This window comes from Ruegeria sp. BJ3 (assembly GCF_056535665.1).
Map to the genome: position 1 here is coordinate 2554927 of NZ_JBQFIT010000001.1, position 24087 is coordinate 2579013.

A 24087-nucleotide genomic window follows, 5' to 3' on the forward strand; every position below is an offset into this window, starting at 1 on the left:
GGATACACGGCTTGCGCGCGGTAGGCGGGCGTGGCTATCTGTTCCCAAGTTCTTTCAGCCACAATCGGAATGGTCTCGATGCGCGTGTTTCTTTTTGCCCTGCTTGCCGCTCTGCATCCAATTGTGGCCCATGCCGCCTGTGACGGGCGCGATTTGCGACAAGACATGACGCCTGAGGCCCGGGCCGAGTTGAACGCGGCCACCAGTCAGATGGCATATCCCGAAGGCAATCACTGGATTGCACAGAAGGACAACACTGTTTTGCATCTGATCGGCACATTGCACGTCAACGATCCGCGAATGGGCCCGGTGGTCGAGCGGTTGGCACCGACGTTGAGCGAGGCGGACGCGTTTTATTTCGAGATCACCCAATCCGACATGTCCGCTTTCGAACAAGACCTGGCCAAGGATTTCAGCCCGGTCCTGATCAACTCTGGACCAACTCTGATCGATCTGATGAGCGAAGAGGACTGGGCCGTGATTTCCAAGGCGCTTTCGGCACGCGGCATTCCCGGTTGGATGGCCGCGAAACTGCGCCCTTGGTTCCTGTCCATGATGCTGGGTATGCCACCCTGCATGCTTCAGGTGCCAGACGCAGACCGGGGAATGGATGCGCGCCTGACTGAACTGGCCGAAGCTGCGGGCAAGCCGCAATATTCGCTGGAACAGATCGAAGATCTGATCGCGATCTTCGACAGCCACACGCTTGAAGAGCAGGTGCAGTCTCTGGTGCGCTTGGTCGATGCGTTTGACGCCGGTGATGACCACATGGTGACCATGGCCAGCGCATATTTCGAGGAGAAACACGCAGAAATCTTGCAATTCGCAAAGATATATGGGCGCGATGCTTCGGGCCTGGCGCCTGATGTGTTTGCACAGGAATGGGCCGCATTCGAGGACCAGCTTCTGGTTCAACGCAACGACAACTGGATGGAAACGATCCTGATCATCGAAAACCAGACGGCGGTGATCGCGGTTGGTGCCGGCCATCTGGGTGGCGACCATGGACTTTTGCAACAGCTGGAACGCGCCGGATATCAACTGAGCCGCGCACAGTTCTGAGCGGTCAGCGCTTCTGTCAGACCAACCGTCGCAGCCGTGTATCTGCCGGGTGACAACGCCAATGGACCACCCTATAAGGCGCGCAAACTCCTTATGTGCAGGAAACAGACATGACCATCCAAGTATTTGGCCACAAATCTCCCGACACCGACTCAACCGGATCGCCGATCCTGTGGGCCTGGTATCTGAACGAAGTCAAAGGCGAAAAGGCCGAGGCCGTCCTGCTGGGCGAGCCCAACACCGAAGCCGCCTTCATGCTGCAGCGCTGGGACCTGCCCAAGCCGCGCATCATCGAGGATGTCGAGACCGATGCGCCAGTCATCATCGTCGACACCAACAACCCGGCCGAGCTTCCTGCCAATGTCAACAATGCCGATATCCGCGCCATCATCGACCATCACAAGCTGGTCGGTGGGCTGGAAACCAAAGGCCCGATCGACATTACCGTTCGCCCGCTGGCCTGCACGGCAACCATCATGATCAACCTGATGGGCGACGACGCCGCCAAGATGCCCGAGACCGTCAAGGGCGCGGCCCTGACCTGCATCCTGTCGGACACGCTGGAGTTCCGCTCGCCCACCACTACCGCGCATGACCGCGAAGTAGCCGAGAAGCTGGCCGCCGAGCTTGGTCTGGATGTTTCGGCCTATGCTGCCGAAATGTTCGCCGCGAAATCTGACGTATCGTCTTTCTCGGACGCCGAACTGATCCGCATGGACAGCAAGGAATATGAGGTCGACGGTACCAAGTTCCGAGTATCCGTTCTGGAAACCACCGCACCGGGCGTCGTGCTGGACCGCAAGGACAGCCTGGCCCAGTCGATGGTCGAGGTAGCCAAGGAAGACGGCGTGGACCAGGTACTGCTGTTCGTCGTCGACATCCTGAACGAAGAGGCCACCCTGTTGGTGCCGAACGACCTGGTCAAATCGGTTGCCGAGAAAAGCTTTGGCGCTTCGGTGTCCGGCGACACGGTTGTTCTGCCGGGCATCATGAGCCGTAAGAAGCAGATCATTCCGAACCTCAAGGTCTGATCCCGTTCACAGTTCAGCGAAAGGCGCCCTCAGCGGGCGCCTTTTTTGTTTGCGCGTCGAAAGGTTTGCCGGATGGCAAATCGTTGCTAGGCTGGACGCAGGGACAGGGTGGATCGGGACACGGTGGTCACACGGAAGTACAGTACGACACGCAGCATTCTGCTGTTCGAAGGCGGCGACAGGCTTGCCTATTGGCGGCGCTTTGCCATGCTACTGACCCTTTCCGTGATCATCGCAACCATGGGCCTGCTGCGGAACTCTGGCGCCGTGGTCATCGCCGCGATGTTGGTCGCGCCGCTGATGACACCAATTCTGGGCATTGCGGCTGCGATGGTCATGGGTTGGTTGAAACGCGCTTTCGTTCTGACCCTAACGGTCTGCATTGCGGCGGTTCTGTGTGTTCTGATGGCCTGGATCCTGGTTTATCTGGCCGATGTGCCGCGCGGCATCCTGATCCCCGATCAGGTCTTGGCCCGCACCGACCCGGGCACCGAAGACCTGATCGTGGCGCTGGCGGCCGGCGTGGCCGGCGCATACGTCCAGATCAACAAGGCCGAACTGAGCCTGTTGCCCGGCGCCGCCATCGGCGTGTCTCTGGTTCCGCCATTGTCCGCGTCCGGGATCCTGCTGTATTTCGGCGAACCCGCCGACGCCTACGAGGCGGGTCTTTTGTTCGCGACCAACCTTGGTGCGATCGTTCTGTCGGCCTGCGCGGTCTACATCGTCTATGCCGCAAGGTCGGTTGCATTCGGCAAGGGCCGGCGCAAGCTCAACTTTACTGCCGGTGTGGTCATAACCATGGCGTTCCTGGCCCTCGTCGTGGTCCAGTTGGGCAAATCGACTTACAACCGATACCTAGAAACTCGTACCGAGGCCGAGGTTGCGCAAGCGATCCGCGACTGGGCGGACCCGGTATCGGTCGAGATCATCCGCATCGACGTGAATGCCAAGCGCAAACGGGCCGAGGTTTGGGTGATCGTCGATCTGCCGCCCGAGGCGCAATTCAAGGTCTCGTCCGTTGCCGGGCTGTTGCCCGAGAGCCTGCGGGAAACGTCGTTGGTCGACGTCTTGCAGGATGAACTTGGCCCCGGCTACCTCGCCGTCATTCGGTACCAGACCCGCATCGGCGCGCAGGTCATTCTTGGAACCGAAACCGTGCAGCAGGCCCCGGATGTCGAAAAGTTGAGCGACGAGGAATGACGGCCTGCACCCGGCTGCCTCTGGTCAAGCGGGGCCAGCTTTGCCATAGGTGGCGCAACGCCGTTTCAACAGCCCGAGGCCCGCATGACCCAGATCATCTCCGCGCTTGACCAGATTTCCGACCGTTACAAGGCGTTGTTCGTGGATCTGTGGGGCTGCGTCCACAACGGCATCACCGCCTACCCTGAGGCTGTTGCCGCGCTGAAGGCTTATCGCGACCGGGGCGGCAAGGTGGTGTTGGTTACCAACTCTCCGAAGCCGCGTGCCGGGGTTGCCGAGCAGTTGAAACAGTTCAACGTCCCCGCGGACTGCTACGACACCATCGCGACCAGTGGTGACTCGGCCCGATCCGCCATGTTCCGCGGAGCCGTGGGTGAGAAAGTCTATTTCATGGGTGAATGGGAGCGCGACGCCGGCTTCTTCGAGCCGCTGAAAATCCTGGACCACCCGATCCACATCGAACGTGTGCCGCTGGACCAGGCCGAGGGGATCGTCTGCTGTGGCCCGTTCGACCCGATGGCCGATCCGGCCGTGAATCGGCCGGACTTCCTGTATGCCAAGCAGAAAGGCCTGAAGCTGCTGTGCGCCAATCCCGATATCGTCGTCGATCGGGGCGAAGTTCGGGAATGGTGCGCCGGTGCGCTGGCCAAGCTTTATACCGAAATGGGCGGCGAGAGCCTGTATTTCGGCAAACCACACCCGCCCATTTATGATCTGGCCCGGCGTCGCCTGCATGCGCTGGGAACGGACGTGCCGGATGACGAGATTCTGGCCATCGGCGACGGTCCGCATACCGACATCGCCGGCGGCATGGGAGAGGGAATTGATTCCCTGTTCATCAGCGGCGGTCTGGCCGCATCGGAAACAAAAACGTCGCACCAGCCGGATCCGGATGCTTTAAGCGATTATATTTCCAAGGAAAACATCAACCCAACCTATACGATCGGCCGTCTGCGCTAGGTAGAAAACGCTTGATTTTCTGCAGTTGCGAAGTAATAAAGTTGCCAAACTTGGGTCGTTGGTAATTTTTTGTTGCCGGACCGATGCATAGTGAGGGTAACATGTTGGACAATCTTCCGCGCGGAACGATCTGTATCGAAGACATCGAAATGGGCATGACCCGCTACCTGCGCAAAGTGGTGACGGACGAAGACATCGAGATGTTTGCCCAGGTCTCGACCGACCGGAACCCGGTGCATCTGGATGACGACTATGCCCGCGATACGATCTTCGAAGGGCGCATCGCCCACGGGATGCTGACCGCCGGTCTGATCTCGGCCGTGATTGGTGAACAGCTTCCGGGCCATGGGACCGTCTACATGGGTCAGTCGCTTAAATTCCTTGCGCCGGTCCGCCCCGGCGACACGGTTTATGCCGAAGTCAAGGTGATCGACATCGACTTCGCCAAGCGCCGGGTCAAGCTGGATTGCCATTGCGCGGTAGACGGCAAGAAGGTTCTGATTGGCGAGGCGATGGTTTTGGCTCCATCACGGAAATTCGACTGACGGCAGGTTTTGGCGCCCCACTGGACGCTGGTCCGGAACTGCCGCTTGAACCCGGCGGACAGTCCCGCTAGGCAAGCCCCATGCAGATCATCCGGGATTTCCAGTTTGTAGACCCAGAAGACCGCGGCGCTAGCGTTGCGATCGGGAATTTCGACGGCGTTCATATTGGCCACCAGTCGGTGATCGATCTGGCCCGGCAGGCATGCCCCGAGGCACCCCTGGGCGTTCTGACGTTCGAGCCGCACCCGCGCGAGTATTTCGCCCCGGATGCCCCGCCCTTTCGTCTGATGCGCGGCAATGCGCGTGCGCACCGGCTAGAGAAGCTGGGCGTGCAGAAGCTGTACGAACTGCCGTTCAACGCCGCGCTTGCCGGACTGACGCCCGAGGAATTCGCCCGCACCGTGATCTGCAAAGGCTTGGGTCTGGCCCATGTGGTGATCGGGGCCGATTTCTGTTTCGGTAAAGGCCGCAGCGGCACCGCGCAGGACATGGTGCAGTTTGGCCAGCAGATGGGGTTCGGTGTCACCATCGCCCCATTGATGCAGCAATCCGATCACGTGGTCTCGTCCACCGCGATCCGGCAAGCCCTGAGCGACGGCCGCCCGCGGGACGCGGCGGCCATGCTGGGCCACTGGCACCGGATCGAAGGCGAGGTGATCGGCGGCGAACAGCGCGGCCGCGAATTGGGCTTTCCCACGGCAAACATGTCGATCGAAGGAATCCATCCCCCGAAATTCGGCGTCTACGCGGTTCTGATCGACGTGCTGGATGGCCCGCATGCCGGCAGCTATCACGGTGCGGCCTCGGTCGGGGTGCGGCCGATGTTCCACGGCGAGGTGCCTAATATCGAAACCTTCCTGTTCGACTTCTCCGGCGATCTCTATGGTGCGACCCTCTCGGTTGGCCTGGTCGAATTTCTGCGCCCCGAGATGACCTTTGACGGCCTCGATGCTCTGATCGCCCAGATGACCGAAGATTGCGACCGCGCGCGCAAGATCCTGGCCGCGACATGAGCACGGATCCGATCGACCGCGCCGGGCTGGCCCCGCGTTTCTGGGAGCGCAAGCCCTTGCAAAAGATGAACCCGCGCGAATGGGAAGCCCTGTGCGACGGCTGCGGCAAATGCTGCCTGAACAAGCTGGAAGACGAGGACAGCGGCGAGGTTGCCCTGACCCGTGTCGCCTGCCGGCTTTTGGATGACGCAACTTGCCGCTGCACCCAGTATGACATCCGCCACCAATTCGTGCCGGAATGTATCGTCATGCGCCCGGACAACATTCACGAACACGCCTACTGGTTGCCGCAAACCTGCGCCTACCGCCTGTTGTGGGAGGGCAAGCCCCTTTACGATTGGCACCCGTTGCTGTCAGGGTCGCCCGACAGCGTCCACGCCGCCGGCGTTTCGGTTCAAGGGCTTACCGTGTCCGAATTCGAGACGCCCGAGGAAGAGTGGGAAGACTACATTATCGAGGAGCCAACCTGATGCATTTCGCCTCTGACAATTCCGGGCCCGTCCACCCCGAGGTTCTGACCGCGCTGGCCGAGGCCAATCAGGGCTATCAGATGGCCTATGGCGCCGATGACCTGATGAACGAAGTGCGCGACCGGATCCGGGGCATCTTCGAGGCGCCCGGGGCGGCGGTCTATCTGGTGGCGACCGGAACGGCGGCCAACTCGCTGGCTCTGGCGACCCTGTCGCAGCCGTGGGAGACCATATTCTGCTCGCCCGTCGCGCATATTCATGAGGACGAGTGCAACGCGCCCGAATTCTACACCGGCGCCAAGCTGACGCTGGTTCCGGGCGGCGACAAGATGCAGCCGGATGCACTGCGCCGCACCATCGCCGCCGAAGAGACACGCGGCGTGCATGGGCCCCAACGCGGGCCAGTGTCGATCACGCAGGTGACCGAGCGGGGCTCGGTCTATTCGCTGACCGAACTGCGGGCCCTGTGCGGGGTCGCCAAGGAGTTCGGCCTGCCCGTCCACATGGATGGCGCGCGGTTCACCAATGCGCTGGTGGCGCTGAATTGTTCCCCGGCCGAGATGACGTGGAAGGCGGGCGTGGATGCGGTAAGCTTTGGCGGCACCAAGAACGGGCTGATGGGGGTCGAAGCGGTGATCTTCTTCGACGAAAGCAAGGCCTGGGAGTTCGAGTTGCGCCGCAAGCGCGGGGCGCATCTGTTTTCCAAGCACCGGTATCTGTCGGCCCAGATGGCGGCCTATCTGCGCGATGATCTGTGGCTGCGCTCGGCCCGTAAGGCCAACGCCAATTGCGCGCGTCTGGCCGATGGGCTGCGGGCTGCGGGTGCGCAGTTCCTGCATGAACCCCAAGCCAACATCATCTTTGCCAGCTTTCCCCGCAGCCTGCACAAGCGGCTGCACGCGGCCGGTGCGGTCTATCACCTGTGGGGCGACCCCTTGGACGGCCCGGACGAGGACGAGATGCTGGCCTGCCGGTTCGTCTGCGACTGGTCGACTCCGACCGAAGAAATCGACCGGTTCCTGGCGCTGCTCTAGGCGCGCCAGAATGCGTCGATCTGCGCTGCCGTCTCGCCGGGGTGCGAGATGGGCAGCATATGCCCTGCCCCCTCGACAACGCTCTGCCGCGCTTCGGGCAAGCGGGCGCGCAGCCCGGCATTGACCACTGCCATGATCGGGTGCGAGGCCGATCCATGCAGCAGCAGGATCGGCATTTCGGCCCGCGTCATGGCCGTCGGGGCCAGCAGGCCGGTGGTGTCGCGGAACAGCGGCCCCTCGACCGCGCCGACCACGCCAACACCCCGGATCATCGCATTCCGGGTTCGCTCGGGCAGATCCGGCCAGCGCGGGCTGCGGTCGGTCGTGCCCCACATGCGGTTGAACAGACGCGCGGCCCGGGGCGCGTCGCCTTCGGCAAGGGCGACCTTGTAGGGCTGGGATTCGGCCGCGTGCTGCGCCGCAAGCGCTGGCGCGTCTTGGTGGGCGACCGCAAAGAACACCGGCTCGATCAGAACGGCGCTGCGCACAAGGTCCGGGTATTCGATGGCCAGCCGCAGGGCGACCATCGCACCGAAACTGTGCCCGATCACGTCCATCGGTTCGCTCAACTGCGCCCGCGACAGGGCTGTGGTGAGGTCGAAGAAATCTCCCCGACCGTCCCAATCCGGGCTGCGCCCGTGCGACAGCATGTCGGGTGCAGTCAGTGTCGCCTGGTCGTCCAAAGCGGCCGCCAGACCGGACCACGCACCAGAATGCGCAATAGTGCAATGCAGCGCCAGCACCTTTCGGGCACCCGCCCCAAGAGTGCGAACGTGGACGGGCGGCAGCACGGCCTTGGCCACGGTCATGCCTTGAGCGTCGCCAGATGCTGGTCCAGATCGTCAAGCCGGTCCTGCCCCCAGAACCTTTGGTCATCTTGCGTGATGTAGAAAGGCGCGCCGAACACGCCGCGGTCCACCGCCTCTTCGAGGTTGGCGGCATAGGTCTCGGCCCCGACCAGCAGTCCGCTGTCGGCCAGCGCCGGATCAAAGCCCGCCCCGGCCAGACAGTCGCGGATCACGTCGTCCTGCGCGATGTCCTTGTCCTCGGCCCAGCAGGCGCGCAGAAAGGAATGGCACAGTTTGCCCACATCACCCGACCCATCCTGAATGGCTGCGATGATGGCGTATGAGGACGGCGCTGCGTTGGTCGGCCAATGTGCAGGTTGCAGGTTGAACGACAGGCCCGTCTTCTTGGCCTGACGCACCAGTTCCTGCGCCCGGTATTCGATGCGCGACGGATGGCGGTCCTTGGGGGGCACGCCGCCGGTGCGCCCGAACAGCGCAATGATGTCGACCGGCTTGTAGGCGATGGTGGCGCCGTGCTTGGCCGCGATCTCCTCCAGCCGTAGCCCGGCGAGGTAGGAATAGGGCGACAGTGTCGCAAAAAAGTAGTCAATGTCGGCCATGTGCACTTTCTCCACCCAGTTACCTTTGCGGAACCGTAAGGCCATGCTAAGCGGTGTCAACATCACGAATCTGTCACATTGCCACTGCTGCCCGGGGACCTCAGCCGATGCCGACACATCACGAACCCAAGCTTATTGCTGGGAACGCAAACCTTCCGCTTGCCGAAACCATCGCGCGCCGCATGAGCCTGCACCGCGGCGTCAACCAGCGTCTGGTCGATGCGCGGGTCGAACGGTTCAACGATGGCGAGATCTTTGTCGAGGTTTTCGAGAACGTCCGGGGCGAGGACATGTTCATCATCCAGCCCACCTCGAACCCGGCCAATGACAACCTGATGGAGCTACTGATCATCGCCGATGCGCTGCGCCGATCGTCGGCGGCGCGGATCACCGCGGTTATCCCCTATTTCGGATATGCCCGCCAGGATCGCCGCACCAAGGCGCGCACCCCGATCAGCGCCAAGCTTGTGGCCAACATGCTGACCGGTGCCGGGATCGAACGCATCCTGACGATGGATCTGCATGCGGCACAGATCCAAGGGTTTTTCGACATGCCGGTCGACAACCTGTATGCCTCTCCGATCTTTGCGCTGGACGTCAAGGACCAGTTCCGCGACCAGATGGACGATCTGATGGTGGTTTCGCCGGACGTCGGCGGTGTGGCTCGTGCCCGCGAGCTGGCCAAGCGGATCAGCGCTCCTCTGTCGATCGTCGACAAACGGCGTGAAAAAGCCGGGGAAGTGGCCGAGATGACCGTGATCGGCGACGTGAAGGACAAGATCTGCCTGATCGTCGACGACATATGCGACACGGCCGGTACGCTGTGCAAGGCGGCGCAGGTGCTGATAGACAACGGCGCACGCGAGGTTCACTCGTACATCACCCATGGCGTCATGAGCGGCCCGGCCGTTGAACGCGTCTCGAACTCGGTGATGAAATCGCTTGTTTTGACCGACACGATCATGCCGACCGAAGACATCAAGAAGGCCAAGAATATCCGCACGGTGCCGACGGCCCCGATCTTCACACAGGCCATTCTGAACATCTGGCAGGGCACGTCAGTGTCGTCGCTGTTCGAAGACAAGACCCTGATCCCGATCTACGAATCCCTGTACCACACAGACTGAAGAAACCGGAAAGCCATTCCCATGACCGCCAACAAACGTCTGGTTCTTTCCAGCGATCACGCTGCCATCGACCTGCGCAAGGAAGTTGCCGCTTTTGCAGCGGCACAAGGCTGGGACGTTCTGGATCTCGGCCCTGACAGCCCCGAAAGCACCGATTACCCCAAGCACGGCAAAGCCGCCGCCGAGGCCGTCGTCTCGGGCGAGTGCCAATTGGGCATTGTCCTGTGCGGCACGGGGCAGGGTATCATGATGGCTGCAAACAAGGTTCCGGGCATCCGCTGCGGCGTCTGTTCGGATACGTTCTCCGCCCGCATGATCCGCCAGCACAATGACGCCAACATGCTGTCGATCGGCGCGCGTGTTGTTGGCACTGGATTGGCGCTGGAAATTGTCGATGCCTTTCTGAGCACCGAATTCGAAGGCGGCCGGCACGCGAAACGCGTGGCAATGATCGATCCCTAAATCATTACAAAGGACCCGCTGGGAACGGCGGGTCAGGAAATATCCCAGTCGTCCTCGTGGGCCACTTCCCCGATCGCGGTCCATGCCACGCGGATCCGGGCGATACGTGTGTCCGACCATGTCCGGAACACCGCGTCAAAGCCCGTGGTTGTAACATTTTCGGACAGCAGCTCGGCACGCAAGGCCGATGAGGTATCGACATCCCACAAGGACACTCCAATCTGCACGACGGGCGGGGTGCGGAAGGGTTGGCTGAAGGTGACGGGCCGGCGTCGTTCCCGCGGCCCCTCGCCCGTCCACATGTCTCCGCCATCTGCGAATTCCGAGAACAGAACCTCTTCACCTCGGTCAATTCCGATGGGGTGGGTCAAAAATTTCTTCATTGCGCATCAATTCCTATGAATTTCCGCAACTTATCCTGACCTTTCGGCGAAATCACGACAAAAAAACGGCCCCGCAGCAGCAGGGCCGTTTCCAATTCTGACAGTGCATCGGCCGTTACAGGCTCATATGCGTTCCCAGCGCTTCCATGTCGGCCAGCAGCTTGGCTGCCTCGTCGACAATGGTCTGTTCGCCGTTTTCCTTCGCCGCCTCGTGCGAGGCGCGGGCCTCGGCAATCAGCTCGTCCAGATGGGAGCGGGTCACTTCGTCAACCGGGATGGCCTTTTCGGCCAGTACCGAAAGGGCATCGCCGTTGATCTGGGCAAACCCGCCGGTGACCAGGTATTCGCTGGACCCTTCGGGCGCTTCGACCTTCAGGATGCCCGGACGCAGCGTGGTGATGGTGGGGGCATGATCGGGCATCGCCGTCATGTCCCCGTCCGCGCCGGGAATCTGGACCGCGCTGGCCTGAAGCGAAGCAAGGCTCCGCTCCGGGCTGACGAGGTCGAATTGCATCGTGTTTGCCATCGGGGATACTCCTTAGGCAGCTGCTGCGGCCATCTTCTCGGCTTTGGCGATCACTTCGTCGATGCCGCCGACCATCAGGAAGGCCGCTTCGGGCAGGTGGTCGAATTCGCCGGCCACGACACGCTCGAACGAGTCGATGGTGACTTCCAGCGGAACCTGAACACCCGGCGAACCGGTGAAGACCTCGGCCACGTCGAACGGCTGCGACAGGAAGCGCTCGATCTTACGGGCACGGGCCACGGTCAGCTTGTCCTCTTCCGACAGTTCGTCCATGCCGAGGATGGCGATGATGTCCTGCAGCGACTTGTAGCGCTGGAGGATCTGCTGAACGTCGGTCGCAACCTTGTAGTGACGCTCGCCGACGATGGCCGGGTCAAGCAGGCGCGAGGTCGAGTCGAGCGGGTCCACGGCCGGATAGATACCCTTTTCCGAGATCGCACGGTTCAGAACGGTGGTTGCGTCGAGGTGCGCGAACGAGGTTGCCGGCGCGGGGTCGGTCAGGTCGTCCGCAGGCACGTAGATCGCCTGCACCGAGGTGATCGAGCCCTTCTTGGTCGAGGTGATGCGTTCCTGCAGAGCGCCCATGTCGGTGGCCAGCGTCGGCTGGTAGCCCACGGCCGAAGGAATACGACCCAGCAGAGCCGACACTTCGGAGCCCGCCTGCGTGAAGCGGAAGATGTTGTCGACGAAGAACAGAACGTCGGTACCGGACTGGTCGCGGAACTGCTCGGCCAGGGTCAGACCGGTCAGAGCAACACGGGCACGCGCCCCCGGAGGTTCGTTCATCTGACCGTAGACCAGGGCCACTTGGCTTTCCGACAGGTTGTCGGGCTTGATGACGTTCGATTCGATCATCTCGTGGTACAGGTCGTTGCCTTCACGGGTCCGTTCACCAACACCGGCGAACACCGAGAAGCCCGAGTGCACTTTCGCGATGTTGTTGATCAGTTCCATGATCAGAACGGTCTTGCCCACGCCGGCGCCGCCGAACAGGCCGATCTTGCCGCCTTTGGCGTAGGGGGCCAGCAGGTCAACCACCTTGATGCCGGTGACCAGGATTTCCGACTCGGTCGACTGTTCGTCGAACTCGGGCGCGGGCTGGTGGATGGCACGGGTTTCAGTCGCTTCGACCGGGCCTTTTTCGTCGATCGGCTCGCCGACAACGTTCAGGATGCGACCCAGGGTGGCGTTGCCAACCGGAACCGAGATCGGTGCGCCGGTGTCGACAACATCCGCGCCACGGACCAGACCTTCGGTCGCGTCCATCGCGATGGTCCGGACGGTGTTTTCACCCAGGTGCTGGGCAACTTCCAGCACCAGGCGCTTGCCGTTGTTTTCAGTTTCAAGTGCGTTCAGAATTTCAGGCAACTGATCTTCGAAGTGCACGTCGACGACGGCCCCGATGATCTGTGTGACTTTGCCTTTTGCATTCGCCATGTTTCGTCTCCGGTTTGTCTCTACAGCGCTTCGGCGCCGGAAATAATTTCAATCAGCTCGTTGGTGATCACGGCCTGACGTGAGCGGTTGAACTGGATCGTCAGCTTGTCGATCATCTCGCCCGCGTTGCGCGTCGCGTTGTCCATCGCGGACATCCGTGCACCCTGTTCCGAGGCCCCGTTTTCAAGCAGAGCCGAGAAGATCGCCGTGGCGACCCCCTTGGGCAGCAATTCGGCCAGGATGGCCTCTTCGCTGGGCTCGTAATCGAACACGGCGCCGCTGTCGTCCCCTTCGGTCTCCTCGAACGAGGCGGGGATGATCTGCTGGGCCGTCGGGATCTGGGTCACGACGTTCTGGAACTTCGCGTAGAAGATCGTTGCAACGTCGAACTCGCCCGCGTCGAAACGCGACAGGATGTCCTTTGCGATGTCCTGCGCGTTGGCATAGCCGATGCGCTTGACCTCGCTCAGGTCGATGTGACCGACGAACAGATCGCCATATTCACGCTTGAGCGCGTCGCGGCCTTTCTTGCCGACAGTCAGGATCTTGACCGTCTTGCCCTTGCCGCGAAGCTCATCCGCCTTGGCGCGAGCCAGCTTGGAGATGTTCGAGTTGAAGCCGCCGCAGAGCCCACGTTCGGCCGTCATGACGACCAGAAGGTGGACATCGTCGCTGCCCGTGCCGCGCAGCAGCTTGGGGGCGCTGTCGCTGCCCCCGACCGATGCTGCCAGCCCTGCCATCACGGCATTGAACCGCTCGGCATAGGGGCGCGAGGCTTCGGCAGATTCTTGGGCGCGGCGCAGTTTTGCAGCCGCGACCATCTGCATGGCCTTGGTGATCTTGCGGGTCGATTTGACCGACTCGATCCTGTTTTTAAGGTCCTTTAGACTTGGCATCGCCGCGTCTCCTTAAGCGAAGGTTGCGGCGTATTCGTCCAGCGCAGCCTTGATCTTGTCGGCAGCCTCGCCCTTGATCTTGGGATCTTCGTCGGTGATCCACTGCAGCAGATCGGCATGCTTGCCGCGCAGATGCGCCAGCAGACCGGCCTCGTAGCGGCCAACGTCCGAAACGTCGATCTTGTCGAGATAGCCGTTGGTGCCGGCGAAGATCACGCATACGATTTCCGCGTTGGTCAGCGGCGAGTACTGCGGCTGCTTCATCAACTCGGTCAGACGCGCACCACGGTTCAGCAGCTGCTGGGTTGCGGCGTCGAGGTCCGAACCGAACTGCGCAAATGCAGCCATTTCACGATACTGGGCCAGTTCCAGTTTCACCGGACCAGCGACCGATTTCATCGCGTTGGTTTGAGCCGACGAGCCCACACGCGAAACCGACAGACCGGTGTTCACGGCGGGGCGGATGCCCTGATAGAACAGCTCGGTTTCCAGAAAGATCTGGCCGTCGGTGATCGAGATCACGTTGGTCGGAATAAAGGCCGACACGTCGCCGCCCTGGGTTTCGATGACCGGCAGAGCGGTCAGCGAACCGGCGCCGAAGTCTTCGTTCAGCTTGGCCGAACGCTCCAGCAGGCGCGAGTGCAGGTAGAAAACGTCACCCGGATAGGCTTCGCGGCCCGGCGGACGGCGCAGCAGCAGCGACATCTGACGATAAGCGACGGCCTGTTTCGACAGGTCATCGTAGATGATCAGAGCGTGGCGGCCGTTGTCGCGGAAGTATTCGGCCATCGCGGTTGCGGCATAGGGTGCCAGGAACTGCATCGGCGCCGGGTCGGACGCGGTTGCGGCTACGACGATCGAGTATTCGATGGCGCCGGATTCTTCCAGTTTCTTCACCAGCTGAGCCACGGTCGAACGCTTCTGGCCGATGGCCACGTAGACGCAGTACAGCTTCTTCGATTCATCGTCGCCAGCGGCTTCGTTGTAGACCTTCTGGTTCAGGATGGTGTCCAGAGCCACGGCGGTCTTGCCGGTCTGACGGTCGCCGATAATCAGCTCACGCTGGCCACGGCCGATCGGGATCATCGCGTCAACCGACTTCAGGCCGGTCGCCATCGGCTCGTGCACCGACTTACGCGGGATGATGCCCGGCGCCTTGACGTCTGCGACGCCGCGCTGCTTGGCATTGATCGGGCCTTTGCCGTCCAGCGGGTTGCCCAGACCGTCAACAACACGGCCCAGCAGTTCGTCACCAACCGGAACGTCCACGATCGAGTTGGTGCGCTTGACGGTGTCACCTTCCTTGATGTCACGGTCCGAGCCGAAGATCACGACACCGACGTTGTCGGCTTCGAGGTTCAGCGCCATGCCCATGATGCCGCCGGGGAACTCGACCATTTCACCCGCCTGCACATTGTCCAGGCCGTAAACACGGGCAATACCGTCACCGACGCTCAGCACGCGGCCGATTTCGGCCACCTCTGCTTCTTGACCAAAATTCTTGATCTGGTCTTTCAGGATTGCAGAAATCTCTGCGGCTTGGATACCCATTTATCCGACCTCTTTCATTGCATTCTGTAGGGAGTTGAGCTTGGAGCGGATCGAACTGTCGATCATCTGCGAGCCCACTTTGACGACAAGACCACCGATGAGGCTTTCATCGACGGTCGCATTGATGGTCACGTCCTTGCCTACGCGCTCGGACAGTGTCTTGGACAGTTTTTCCAGCTGGGTTTTGGTCAGCGCCTTGGCCGAGGCAACTTCGGCAGTCACTTCGCCGCGCTCGTCGGCCAGCATTTCGCGCAGAACCTTGATCAGCTGCGGCAGCACGAACAGACGGCGCTTCTGCGCCATCAGAGCCAGCGTGTTGCGCATGATCGGGTGCAGGCCCATCTTGTCGGCCACGGCGGTGATGGCCGCCTGCTGGTCGGCCCGAGAGATCAGCGGCGAAGAGATCACCTCGCGCAGGTCCGCGCTTTCACCCAATGCAGCCGAAAGGTCATTGATGCCGGTTTCCAGACCTGCAAGGTCCTTGTTCTCTTTTGCGATCTCGAAGATCGCCGTTGCATAGCGCTTGGCTATGCCGGTCGAAATCGAAGCTGGTTCGGACACGTCCACCCTTCCGATATTTTGGGCCCCGATTTCGCGTGCGGCAGCTGAACCGGGGGCGTGAGGAAACCCCGTCCTGAAAGGGCGGGGATCAAAATCACCGGGGATGTAGCAGAGCCTAAGCCACCTAGCAATATGTTATGCCGGGGTCAGCTTTATCCACAAAATCTTTCTTTTCAATTGGTTACGTAAACTGCGACGGTTTGAACCCATTCGCCGGCGTGAAAAATGTTACCAAGTTGCCTGTTTTTGCGATTCCTGTGGCCTTTTTCCCTCATGTTTCCGGGGATCCCGCGCTCGTGGATGCGCGCAGGTTCACGCCGGCTTCAACAATCCGTCCAGCGCTTTGATGGGGCGTTTTTCGGCATCCTTGGTCACGCTGCCGCTTGGTGGCCGCACAAGCTTGCTGGCTTCGACCATCAGAACACCACCGGCCATGATGGTCGGGATCCGTTGCCCTGTCTTTTCGATCAACCCACCCGAGCGCAGCCAGAACCGCCGGAACGAGGGCGGCAGATAAAGCGCGGAACAGTGCATCTCGGGCACGAAATGATGTGCGCGCAGCTGGTTCTCCAATTGCGTTGCCGAATACGGATGTCCGTAGCCAAAGGGTGTTCGGTCCGTTCGGGACCAAAGCCCGGCCCGATTGGGAACGACAAACACCGCCCGACCGCCCGGCCCCAGAACACGCCAGCATTCTTCAAGCAGTTGACTGGGCCGTTCCGAGGTCTCGAGCCCGTGCATGACCACCAGCTTGTCCACATGACCGGTTTCGATCGGCCACCGGGTTTCCTCGGTCAGCACCGATACATTCTGCATACCGGCGGGCCAAGGCATCACCCCTTGCGGTCCGGGCATCAGGCCGATGACACGCCGCGCGTCAGCAAGATAAGGGCGCAACAAAGGCACCGCAAAGCCGAATCCGGCCACCGTCTGGCCCTTGGCCTCGGGCCACAGTTCGATCAGCCGGCCACGAATGGCAGCCTGCGCCGCACGCCCCAGCGTGCTGCGGTAATAGAAGTTCCTAAGATCCTGCACATCAAGATGCATTGCAGATACCCGGTCGATCGGCTTAGCTGAGCGCAGTCTAACAACGAAAGGGCAAAAGGCCATGCCTCTTGAGATCGTCACCATCCCCTGCCTTTCCGACAATTATGCTTTTCTGGCACATGACCCGACAAGCGGACAGACGGCCCTGGTCGACGCCCCGGAGGCCGGGCCCATTCTGGCCGAATTGACCGCACGCGGCTGGCGCCTGAGCCATGTCCTTCTGACCCATCACCACTGGGATCACGTCGATGGCTTGCCGGGCATCCTCGAGCAGCACCCAGCACAGGTGATTGGTGCGGTGGCCGACGCTCACCGACTTCCTCCCCTCGACAAACAGGTGGCTGACGGAGACCAGTTCGAGATTGGGGGCGAACCTGTCGAGGTCCTGGATGTCTCGGGGCATACGGTGGGACATGTGGCCTATTATTTGCCCCAAAGCGCGGTGGTGTTCACGGCCGACAGCCTGATGGCGCTGGGGTGCGGCCGCTTGTTCGAAGGAGACGCGGCACAAATGTGGACCTCGCTTTCGAAACTCGCTGCTTTGCCCGACGAGACGTCGGTCTGCTCGGGTCACGAATATACCCAGTCAAACGCCCGGTTTGCGGTGACCATTGATCCTGACAACACAGCGCTGCTGCAACGAGTGCATGAGATCGATCAGGCACGGGCAGAGGGCCGCGCGACCGTGCCGTCAAATCTGGGCGAGGAAAAGGCGACCAATCCGTTCCTGCGCGCCACTGATCCCAAGATTCAGGCGCAGCTTGGAATGGTGGGGGCTGACCCGGTCGCCGTTTTTGCCGAGATCCGGGGTAGAAAAGACCGGTTCTAATGCCTAATTGGTCTTCTTCACGGCCACGGTCACATTAAATGTGACTGTCAAGTGAAAGAAAACCCTTGAAGCCGCGCCATGATCAACCAAACTCTAAAAGTATGAGGTCATGGTTGGGATGGGGATCCGGCCAATACTCGAACCCCTTCCGGCCCAATACAGAGGAGCACCCGCGTGCCTTCATTCTCGAGCACACTGGAACAAGCCATTCACGCGGCCCTGGCGGCTGCAAACGAACGGCGTCACGAATTCGCAACGCTGGAGCATCTGCTGCTGGCGCTGCTGGAAGAACCCGATGCGGTGCGCGTCATGAAGGCGTGCAGCGTGGATCTGGACGAATTGCGCAGCTCTCTGGTCGAGTTCATCGACGAGGATCTGTCCAATCTGGTGACAGACATCGACGGGTCCGAAGCCGTACCGACAGCCGCGTTCCAGCGTGTTATCCAGCGCGCCGCGATCCATGTGCAAAGCTCGGGCCGGACCGAGGTGACCGGGGCGAATGTTCTGGTGGCCATCTTTGCCGAACGGGAAAGCAACGCGGCATACTTCCTGCAAGAGCAGGACATGACGCGTTATGACGCGGTGAATTTCATCGCCCACGGCGTCGCCAAAGACCCGGCATTTGGTGAAAACCGTCCGGTGACCGGCGCTGATCAGGGTGAAGAGGAAGCGCAGAACGCCTCCGGTGACGCCGACCAGAAGGAAAGCGCGTTGGGCAAGTATTGCGTGGACCTGAACGCCAAGTCCCGCGCCGGCGATGTAGACCCTCTGATCGGTCGCGCCGACGAGGTCGAGCGGTGCATCCAGGTTCTGTGCCGCCGCCGCAAGAACAACCCGCTGCTGGTGGGTGATCCGGGCGTGGGCAAGACGGCGATTGCCGAAGGACTGGCCTACAAGATCGTTCAGGGCGACGCGCCCGAGGTTCTGTCGAACACGACCATCTATTCGCTGGACATGGGCGCATTGCTGGCCGGCACGCGCTATCGCGGCGATTTCGAAGAGCGGCTCAAGGCCGTGGTGACCGAGCTTGAGGATCACCCCGACGCCGTGCTGTTCATCGACGAGATTCACACCGTGATCGGTGCGGGTGCCACTTCGGGCGGCGCCATGGATGCCTCGAACCTGCTGAAACCCGCGTTGCAGGGCGGCAAGCTGCGCACCATGGGCTCGACCACCTACAAGGAGTTCCGCCAGCACTTCGAGAAGGACCGCGCGCTGTCGCGTCGGTTCCAGAAGATCGACGTGAACGAGCCGTCGGTCGAGGACAGCGTGAAGATCCTGCGCGGTCTCAAGCCCTATTTCGAAGAGCATCACGACATCAAATACACCGCCGACGCAATCAAGACCGCGGTCGAGCTGTCTGCGCGTTACATCAACGACCGCAAGCTGCCCGACAAAGCGATCGACGTGATCGACGAGGCCGGTGCCGCACAGCATCTGGTCGCGGAAAGCAAGCGGCGCAAGACCATCGGCGTTAAGGAGATCGAGGCCGTGGTGGCCAAGATCGCGCGCATTCCGCCGAAGAACGTCACCAAGGACGATGCCGAGGTTCTGAAGGACCTTGAGAACTCGTTGAAACGGGTGGTGTTCGGGCAGGACCAGGCAATCGAGGCTCTGTCCAGCGCAATCAAGCTGGCAAGGGCCGGTCTGCGCGAGCCGGAAAAACCGATCGGCAACTACCTGTTCGCCGGCCCGACCGGTGTCGGCAAAACCGAGGTCGCCAAGCAACTGGCCGATACGCTCGGCGTGGAACTGCTGCGCTTCGACATGTCGGAATACATGGAAAAACACGCGGTCAGCCGTCTGATCGGTGCGCCTCCGGGCTATGTCGGGTTTGATCAGGGCGGACTGCTGACCGACGGCGTCGACCAGCACCCGCATTGCGTGCTGCTGCTGGACGAGATCGAGAAGGCCCACCCGGACGTGTTCAACATCCTGCTGCAGGTGATGGACCACGGCGAGCTGACCGATCACAACGGCCGGACGGTGAACTTCCGCAATGTGGTGTTGATCATGACCTCGAACGCAGGCGCGCAAGAACAGGCCAAGGCCGCAATCGGCTTTGCCCGCGACCGGCGTGAGGGTGAAGATACCGCCGCGATCGAACGGATGTTCACGCCTGAATTCCGCAACCGTTTGGACGCAGTAATCTCGTTCGCGCCGCTGCCCAAAGAGGTCATCCTGCAAGTGGTCGAAAAATTCGTCCTGCAGCTTGAGGCGCAACTGCTGGATCGTGGCGTGACCATCGACCTGACTCCGAAAGCCGCCGAGTGGCTGGCCGACAAGGGGTATGACGACAAGATGGGCGCACGGCCGCTGGGCCGGGTCATCCAGGAGCACATCAAGAAACCGTTGGCCGAAGAACTGCTGTTCGGAAAGCTGGCCAAGGGCGGTGTTGTGCGGGTCTCGGTCAAGAAAGGCGATCTGGATCTCGAGATTGTCGGCCCCGACAATCCGCGGATCTCGGGCGACAAGCCGCCGCTGCTGACCGCGGATTAGACCTAGGTCCAATCAAACAAGTCTCGTCGCCCGGCAGCCAGTTCTGCCGGGCGATTTCGTGAGTGGCCGCCCCCCTCTCCTGCCAGTATCCTCCAAAAAGACAGTTCCCAGCGACGGAAACCGCTGCGCGCCACGTTTCAAACCAAAGCCTTTGGAGTGGAGCAGCACAGTGTCCAGAAAAATCGCCGTCATTTGGAGCATCGCCTTCGCGGCCTCGGTCGTCGGCGTAATCGCCTCTGCCCAGCATCGGTTTCGCTTTCATGACGAAACCCGCGCCCAACCGTTGAACCTGGAACCGGCGACCGTCAACCCAGGCGTCAACAGATCAGAGATCACCGAACAAGGCCGCGCCTTGTCGATTACCGGCAATGGCATCCCCAATCATCTGGTCCGTCGCTTTCCGAACAAAGGCAACCCGCATCATATCGCCGAGCAGCCGGTCAAGTTGAGCGTGCCGGCCGTTCCGAGGGCGAGTGCAACCCCGACGCCTCTGCGCATGGGGTGGAACTTTGGTGTAACTCTGACTGGGGTCGTCTTTGACCCACTGGCCGCTGAATTCTGGCACGGCGATCCCCGGTCGGGCTGGTCCTACAATGCCTTGGGCGGTGCGATCGCCCTTGGACTCGATGCCAATTTCGCACATGTCCAACCAAACGGAAAATATCACTACCACGGGGTTCCGACCGGCCTGATCGAACTGCAGGGCTGGTCACCGAAAGAACACTCTCCATTGATCGGGTATGCGGCGGACGGGTTTCCGATTTACGCCCGAACCGGTTTGGTGGGCGGCAAGGTCACGCAAATGACCTCATCCTACCGGCTGAAGGCCGGTCAGCGCCCGGGCGGAGCCGCCCCTGACGGACGGCACATGGAACGTTCAACGAAGACTACGAGTTCGTGGCGGGACTTGGAACGCTCGACGAATGCAATGGCGCCATGACCGTCTCGGCCGCGTTTCCTTCGGGCACCTACGCGTATTTTCTGACCGACGACTACCCGGTTGTTCCACGCTGTTTTGCGGGCACACCCGATCCCAGCTTCCGCTTCGGGCCGCGCTGACACTGGCTTAGCGTTCGGTAAGCTTCAATTCGATGCGACGATTCTTTGCCCGCGCTTCCGGAGTGTCCGCCGTATCTACAGGTTGAAACTCGCCAAATCCGTTCGCTGACAGGCGTTCCGGCGGAATGCCCAGCTGTTCGACCATGTAGCGCACGACCGACAGCGCCCGCCCTTGGCTGAGCTCCCAATTGTCGCGATAGCGTCCTGTTCCGTTCAGCGGGATATTGTCCGTGTGACCGTCGACCCGGATGACCCAGTTCAATTCGGGCGGAATGTCCGCCGCAATCCCACGCAGAATGCCCGCCACTTTCGCGACCTCGCGCCGGCCATCCTCGGACAGAACCGCCGAACCGGGTGGGAACAGCACCTCGGACGAGAATACGAAGCGGTCGCCCTCGATCCGAACGCCTTCCTGGTTGCCCAGTACGTCGCGCAGGCGACCAAAGAACTCGGAGCGGTACCTCTGCAGGTCTTCGGCCTGGGCCGTAAGCTCCTGATTCTGACCGGCCAGTTTCTCGGCCTCGGCCTCCAGACGGACGCGTTCAGCCTCTTCCAACAAGCGGCGGCGCCGTTCCTCGGAAGCGGCCCGGGCAAGGGCCGCGTTCAGGTCCTGCCCAAGGGTCTGAATTTGCACTTCGGCTTCGGCATTCCTGTCTTTGTAGTCATCCAGCAGCGCCTGCAACGACCCCAATTGGCCGCGCAATGCGGCGATCTGCTGGTTCAACAGGGCCGTCTGGCGTTGCGCCTTTGCGGACAGAGCCTTTTCGGTGGCGATCGTTTCCCGGGCAACGGCAAGCAAGGCGTCGCGCTGCTCGGCCAGCGTCCGCTGGCTTTCGGCCTCAGCCTCGGCTTCGGTTCGCGCCGCAAGGGCTGCTTCAAGCTGAGCCTTGAGCTCCTCGTCATTCAACTCACCGAATTGCCGCTCAAGCTCGGCTTTGGCCGTCTGAGCGGCGGCCAACAGTGTAAGTGTTTCCTCGGCCTTCTTGCGCTGCTCTTCCAGTGCCAGGGTCATGGCCGTCAATTCGGCATCCGCATTCTGCAGTCTGTTGCGCAGCGCCTCAGCGGCAGCAGCCTCGGCGACGCGTGCGGCTTCCTCCTCGGACAGTTGGCTTTGCAATTCCGCGATCTGGGCCGCGCGGGCGCTGTCCGCTTGCTCAAGGTCAGCTACCAAGGCCTCCAACGCTTCGCGGCGTGCAGCCGCCAGCCGTGCAGCCTCGGCCTGGGCATCCACCTCCGCACGGGTTTGGGCCAAGGCTAGGTTCAATGCCTCCTGCTCGGACAGCAGTTGCTCGCGTTGGGACTCCAATTCGGCAATATCGCCCTGCGCACGCGCCTGATCAGCCAAAAGCGCGGCGACTTGCGCTTCGAACCCTGTGATACGAATCTGCGCCTCTTCCAACTCGGCCGCGCGCTGGTCACGCTCCGAGGTCAGAGAAGAGATCAAGGCCTGCGCCTGGCTCAGATCTTCTTCGGCCTGCGACAGCGTGGTGTTCAGTGCCCCCAACCGGGCCTGCAGGCGGCTGTTCTCGCGCTCTTCCAAGCCCAAAGCATCCGCAAGGGCGGCCACTTCGTCCGACAGGGCCGTTAATTCGTCTTCCTGTCCGGAGATGGTTTCGCGCAGCACGAACTGCACGACCATGAAAATGGTCAGCACAAAGGTCATGACCATAAGCAGCCCCGTGATCGCATCAACGAAGCCGGGCCAGACCGAGCCCTGGAAACGCTGACCGGTTCGACGAGACAGGGCCATGTGTTATTCTCCGCCCGGTGTATGGCGCGCCGCCCCGCGCGGAAGCGTCAGCGCCTTGACCAGCAGTTCGAAATCCTTGCGCAGTTCGTTCATGCTGTCCTGGCGACCGGCTGAGATTTCTTCGAGAATGCGCAGAAGCTGCACGTCCATCGACCGCAGCCGCATCCGGCTTTCGGCGTCGATCCCCTCGCCCGCACCATGTTCACGCATGTGATCCAGCAGCGCGTCCTGCCCCAACGCGATCCGCTCAAGCGCGGCGGTGACCCCTTCGGTTTCCGCCTGTCGCTGGTTCATGTCCGCGATGACATCGACCAATGCACCCAGCTTGGCCGATACCTCGGCGCGATCCGACTCTTGGGCCGCGAACAGATCCTGCAGCGCGTCCATCTGCTCGGACATGGCATCAAGGACCGGGGTCAGCACCGCCAGTTCCGCACCACCTTCGTCTCCGGCGGCAAATCCGACGCGCGTGATCGACGACAGCCATTCCTCAAGCTCACGGTAGAAACGGTTCTGCCCGTGGCCGGCGAACAGTTCGAGCAAACCCACGATCAGCGATCCGGCAAGCCCCAACAGAGAGGACCCGAACGCCACGCCCATGCCTTGCAGCTGGGATTCGAGACCACTCATCAGGCGATTGAACACGGCCAGGCCTTCTTCGCCCTCTTGGGGGTTCAGGCTGCGAATGGTGTCGACAATTGCAGGAACCGTTGTTGCCAAGCCGAAGAATGTGCCCAGAAGACCCAGATAGATCAGTACGTTGGTGATGTAACGGGTGAATTCCCGCTCTTCCTCGACCCGTTCCGCGACCGAATCCAGGATCGACCGGGTCGATGTCGAGCTGATCTGCGATTTCGCCCCGCGTGCGCGAAGCAGCGACGCCAATGGTGCCAACAGCTGCGGTGTACGAGCATCTTCGCGCACGACGCCGCCCACGAACGCTTCGATCCAGCGAACCGAACCGATCAACTGGGTCACCTGATAGAAACAAGCCACCACGCCGATGAAAAAGACCAGCAGGATGAATCCGTTCAGATAGGGGTTGGCATAAAAAACCGGCAGCACGTAAGGCAGTGCCATGAACACGCCCAGGCCCGACAGCCCGATGGCGATCAGCATCATCACGATTTGACGGATCGGTTGCGAGAAATGCGGTCTCGCGCCCTGCTGTACATGCGCCATGCGCGTCTTTCCCGGTTTTGCCTGCTCTGAGGCGAATCTATCGAAAATCTGGTGG

General features: G+C 61.5%; 25 protein-coding genes. 14 read left to right on the top strand and 11 right to left on the bottom strand.

Annotated elements, in window-relative coordinates; all coding sequences use genetic code 11:
* Positions 1 to 78: 78 nt before the first annotated feature.
* The 8 genes from ACR3EL_RS12810 (at position 79) to ACR3EL_RS12845 (ending at position 7315) form a co-directional block, all read left to right on the top strand.
* Positions 79 to 1062, top strand: a complete 984-nt coding sequence (locus ACR3EL_RS12810; RefSeq protein WP_480721838.1) for a TraB/GumN family protein — start codon at positions 79 to 81, stop codon at positions 1060 to 1062.
* A 110-nt stretch (positions 1063 to 1172) separates the two neighbouring features.
* Complete coding sequence (locus tag ACR3EL_RS12815) at positions 1173 to 2093, top strand: manganese-dependent inorganic pyrophosphatase (protein ID WP_170339973.1); 921 nt, start codon at positions 1173 to 1175, stop codon at positions 2091 to 2093.
* 123 nt (positions 2094 to 2216) lie between these two features.
* A complete protein-coding gene (locus ACR3EL_RS12820; RefSeq protein ID WP_170339971.1) occupies positions 2217 to 3293 on the top strand; it encodes a DUF389 domain-containing protein in 1077 nt (358 codons plus the stop codon).
* An 84-nt stretch (positions 3294 to 3377) separates the two neighbouring features.
* Complete coding sequence (locus ACR3EL_RS12825; protein WP_170367950.1) at positions 3378 to 4253, top strand: TIGR01459 family HAD-type hydrolase; 876 nt, start codon at positions 3378 to 3380, stop codon at positions 4251 to 4253.
* A gap of 101 nt (positions 4254 to 4354) precedes the next feature.
* Positions 4355 to 4798, top strand: coding sequence for a MaoC family dehydratase (locus tag ACR3EL_RS12830; protein ID WP_170339967.1), 444 nt, complete (start codon positions 4355 to 4357; stop codon positions 4796 to 4798).
* An 80-nt stretch (positions 4799 to 4878) separates the two neighbouring features.
* On the top strand, positions 4879 to 5811 hold the full coding sequence (locus ACR3EL_RS12835; protein ID WP_170339964.1) for a bifunctional riboflavin kinase/FAD synthetase: 933 nt from the start codon (positions 4879 to 4881) through the stop codon (positions 5809 to 5811).
* Positions 5808 to 6281 (top strand): YcgN family cysteine cluster protein, encoded by a 474-nt coding sequence (locus ACR3EL_RS12840; protein ID WP_480721843.1) that lies wholly within the window; start codon positions 5808 to 5810, stop codon positions 6279 to 6281. Before ACR3EL_RS12835 ends, ACR3EL_RS12840 begins: the two co-directional genes overlap by 4 nt.
* Entirely contained in the window at positions 6281 to 7315 is a 1035-nt protein-coding gene (locus ACR3EL_RS12845) for a threonine aldolase family protein (protein ID WP_480721845.1), read from the top strand. The genes ACR3EL_RS12840 and ACR3EL_RS12845 overlap by 1 nt, the downstream gene beginning before the upstream one ends.
* Here the strand turns inward: ACR3EL_RS12845 and ACR3EL_RS12850 are convergent.
* Together ACR3EL_RS12850 and ACR3EL_RS12855 are read right to left on the bottom strand one after the other, a co-directional pair.
* On the bottom strand, positions 7312 to 8124 hold the full coding sequence (locus ACR3EL_RS12850; protein WP_170339959.1) for an alpha/beta fold hydrolase: 813 nt from the start codon (positions 8122 to 8124) through the stop codon (positions 7312 to 7314). The genes ACR3EL_RS12845 and ACR3EL_RS12850 overlap by 4 nt on opposite strands.
* Entirely contained in the window at positions 8121 to 8723 is a 603-nt protein-coding gene (locus tag ACR3EL_RS12855) for a DsbA family protein (RefSeq protein ID WP_480721847.1), read from the bottom strand. Before ACR3EL_RS12855 ends, ACR3EL_RS12850 begins: the two co-directional genes overlap by 4 nt.
* Before the next feature lie 107 nt (positions 8724 to 8830).
* Here ACR3EL_RS12855 and ACR3EL_RS12860 point away from each other — a divergent pair, with 107 nt between their 5' ends.
* Positions 8831 to 9850, top strand: a complete 1020-nt coding sequence (locus ACR3EL_RS12860; RefSeq protein ID WP_093964640.1) for a ribose-phosphate pyrophosphokinase — start codon at positions 8831 to 8833, stop codon at positions 9848 to 9850.
* 21 nt (positions 9851 to 9871) lie between these two features.
* Positions 9872 to 10312, top strand: a complete 441-nt coding sequence (gene rpiB, locus ACR3EL_RS12865) for a ribose 5-phosphate isomerase B (RefSeq protein ID WP_170339955.1) — start codon at positions 9872 to 9874, stop codon at positions 10310 to 10312.
* Positions 10313 to 10344: 32 nt separating this feature from the next.
* On the opposite strand, the gene ACR3EL_RS12870 is transcribed toward rpiB, so the two are convergent.
* The 7 genes from ACR3EL_RS12870 to ACR3EL_RS12900 all read right to left on the bottom strand — a co-directional run bounded on the left by ACR3EL_RS12870 (position 10345) and on the right by ACR3EL_RS12900 (position 16713).
* A complete protein-coding gene (locus ACR3EL_RS12870; protein WP_093964638.1) occupies positions 10345 to 10695 on the bottom strand; it encodes an H-type lectin domain-containing protein in 351 nt (116 codons plus the stop codon).
* Positions 10696 to 10810: 115 nt separating this feature from the next.
* A complete protein-coding gene (locus ACR3EL_RS12875) occupies positions 10811 to 11221 on the bottom strand; it encodes a F0F1 ATP synthase subunit epsilon (protein WP_093964637.1) in 411 nt (136 codons plus the stop codon).
* Positions 11222 to 11233: 12 nt separating this feature from the next.
* The gene (atpD, locus tag ACR3EL_RS12880; RefSeq protein ID WP_093964636.1) at positions 11234 to 12658 is read right to left on the bottom strand and encodes a F0F1 ATP synthase subunit beta; all 1425 of its coding nucleotides are present in this window, start codon (positions 12656 to 12658) and stop codon (positions 11234 to 11236) included.
* Between the two features lie 20 nt (positions 12659 to 12678).
* Complete coding sequence (locus tag ACR3EL_RS12885) at positions 12679 to 13554, bottom strand: F0F1 ATP synthase subunit gamma (RefSeq protein WP_170339953.1); 876 nt, start codon at positions 13552 to 13554, stop codon at positions 12679 to 12681.
* A gap of 12 nt (positions 13555 to 13566) precedes the next feature.
* Positions 13567 to 15105: a F0F1 ATP synthase subunit alpha gene (atpA, locus tag ACR3EL_RS12890; RefSeq protein WP_170339951.1), complete on the bottom strand. Its 1539-nt coding sequence runs from the start codon at positions 15103 to 15105 to the stop codon at positions 13567 to 13569.
* On the bottom strand, positions 15106 to 15666 hold the full coding sequence (locus ACR3EL_RS12895; protein WP_480695643.1) for a F0F1 ATP synthase subunit delta: 561 nt from the start codon (positions 15664 to 15666) through the stop codon (positions 15106 to 15108).
* A gap of 312 nt (positions 15667 to 15978) precedes the next feature.
* Entirely contained in the window at positions 15979 to 16713 is a 735-nt protein-coding gene (locus tag ACR3EL_RS12900; protein WP_170339950.1) for a class I SAM-dependent methyltransferase, read from the bottom strand.
* A 61-nt stretch (positions 16714 to 16774) separates the two neighbouring features.
* Here ACR3EL_RS12900 and gloB point away from each other — a divergent pair, with 61 nt between their 5' ends.
* From gloB to ACR3EL_RS12920, 4 genes are all read left to right on the top strand, one after another.
* On the top strand, positions 16775 to 17542 hold the full coding sequence (gene gloB / locus ACR3EL_RS12905) for a hydroxyacylglutathione hydrolase (RefSeq protein WP_170339948.1): 768 nt from the start codon (positions 16775 to 16777) through the stop codon (positions 17540 to 17542).
* 174 nt (positions 17543 to 17716) lie between these two features.
* Complete coding sequence (gene clpA / locus ACR3EL_RS12910) at positions 17717 to 20041, top strand: ATP-dependent Clp protease ATP-binding subunit ClpA (RefSeq protein WP_093964631.1); 2325 nt, start codon at positions 17717 to 17719, stop codon at positions 20039 to 20041.
* A 169-nt stretch (positions 20042 to 20210) separates the two neighbouring features.
* The gene (locus ACR3EL_RS12915) at positions 20211 to 20981 is read left to right on the top strand and encodes a YHYH protein (protein ID WP_170339946.1); all 771 of its coding nucleotides are present in this window, start codon (positions 20211 to 20213) and stop codon (positions 20979 to 20981) included.
* Entirely contained in the window at positions 20939 to 21100 is a 162-nt protein-coding gene (locus ACR3EL_RS12920; protein WP_170339944.1) for a YHYH protein, read from the top strand. Before ACR3EL_RS12915 ends, ACR3EL_RS12920 begins: the two co-directional genes overlap by 43 nt.
* Positions 21101 to 21107: 7 nt before the next feature.
* Here the strand turns inward: ACR3EL_RS12920 and ACR3EL_RS12925 are convergent, their stop codons facing one another.
* Positions 21108 to 22850 (bottom strand): peptidoglycan -binding protein, encoded by a 1743-nt coding sequence (locus tag ACR3EL_RS12925; protein ID WP_170339942.1) that lies wholly within the window; start codon positions 22848 to 22850, stop codon positions 21108 to 21110.
* A 3-nt stretch (positions 22851 to 22853) separates the two neighbouring features.
* Positions 22854 to 24032 (bottom strand): biopolymer transporter ExbB, encoded by a 1179-nt coding sequence (locus ACR3EL_RS12930; protein WP_170339940.1) that lies wholly within the window; start codon positions 24030 to 24032, stop codon positions 22854 to 22856.
* Between the last annotated feature and the right edge of the window lie 55 nt (positions 24033 to 24087).

What these genes read in the sequence shown, in the direction of transcription:
- ACR3EL_RS12810 (WP_480721838.1), top strand. Translation starts at nt 79, where the DNA reads ATGCGCGTGTTTCTTTTTGCCCTGCTTGCCGCTCTGCATCCAATTGTG.
- ACR3EL_RS12815 (WP_170339973.1), top strand. Translation starts at nt 1,173, where the DNA reads ATGACCATCCAAGTATTTGGCCACAAATCTCCCGACACCGACTCAACC.
- ACR3EL_RS12825 (WP_170367950.1), top strand. Translation starts at nt 3,378, where the DNA reads ATGACCCAGATCATCTCCGCGCTTGACCAGATTTCCGACCGTTACAAG.
- ACR3EL_RS12830 (WP_170339967.1), top strand. Translation starts at nt 4,355, where the DNA reads ATGTTGGACAATCTTCCGCGCGGAACGATCTGTATCGAAGACATCGAA.
- ACR3EL_RS12835 (WP_170339964.1), top strand. Translation starts at nt 4,879, where the DNA reads ATGCAGATCATCCGGGATTTCCAGTTTGTAGACCCAGAAGACCGCGGC.
- ACR3EL_RS12840 (WP_480721843.1), top strand. Translation starts at nt 5,808, where the DNA reads ATGAGCACGGATCCGATCGACCGCGCCGGGCTGGCCCCGCGTTTCTGG.
- ACR3EL_RS12845 (WP_480721845.1), top strand. Translation starts at nt 6,281, where the DNA reads ATGCATTTCGCCTCTGACAATTCCGGGCCCGTCCACCCCGAGGTTCTG.
- ACR3EL_RS12850 (WP_170339959.1), bottom strand. Translation starts at nt 8,124, where the DNA reads ATGACCGTGGCCAAGGCCGTGCTGCCGCCCGTCCACGTTCGCACTCTT.
- ACR3EL_RS12855 (WP_480721847.1), bottom strand. Translation starts at nt 8,723, where the DNA reads ATGGCCGACATTGACTACTTTTTTGCGACACTGTCGCCCTATTCCTAC.
- ACR3EL_RS12860 (WP_093964640.1), top strand. Translation starts at nt 8,831, where the DNA reads ATGCCGACACATCACGAACCCAAGCTTATTGCTGGGAACGCAAACCTT.
- rpiB (WP_170339955.1), top strand. Translation starts at nt 9,872, where the DNA reads ATGACCGCCAACAAACGTCTGGTTCTTTCCAGCGATCACGCTGCCATC.
- ACR3EL_RS12870 (WP_093964638.1), bottom strand. Translation starts at nt 10,695, where the DNA reads ATGAAGAAATTTTTGACCCACCCCATCGGAATTGACCGAGGTGAAGAG.
- ACR3EL_RS12875 (WP_093964637.1), bottom strand. Translation starts at nt 11,221, where the DNA reads ATGGCAAACACGATGCAATTCGACCTCGTCAGCCCGGAGCGGAGCCTT.
- atpD (WP_093964636.1), bottom strand. Translation starts at nt 12,658, where the DNA reads ATGGCGAATGCAAAAGGCAAAGTCACACAGATCATCGGGGCCGTCGTC.
- ACR3EL_RS12885 (WP_170339953.1), bottom strand. Translation starts at nt 13,554, where the DNA reads ATGCCAAGTCTAAAGGACCTTAAAAACAGGATCGAGTCGGTCAAATCG.
- atpA (WP_170339951.1), bottom strand. Translation starts at nt 15,105, where the DNA reads ATGGGTATCCAAGCCGCAGAGATTTCTGCAATCCTGAAAGACCAGATC.
- ACR3EL_RS12900 (WP_170339950.1), bottom strand. Translation starts at nt 16,713, where the DNA reads ATGCATCTTGATGTGCAGGATCTTAGGAACTTCTATTACCGCAGCACG.
- gloB (WP_170339948.1), top strand. Translation starts at nt 16,775, where the DNA reads ATGCCTCTTGAGATCGTCACCATCCCCTGCCTTTCCGACAATTATGCT.
- ACR3EL_RS12925 (WP_170339942.1), bottom strand. Translation starts at nt 22,850, where the DNA reads ATGGCCCTGTCTCGTCGAACCGGTCAGCGTTTCCAGGGCTCGGTCTGG.
- ACR3EL_RS12930 (WP_170339940.1), bottom strand. Translation starts at nt 24,032, where the DNA reads ATGGCGCATGTACAGCAGGGCGCGAGACCGCATTTCTCGCAACCGATC.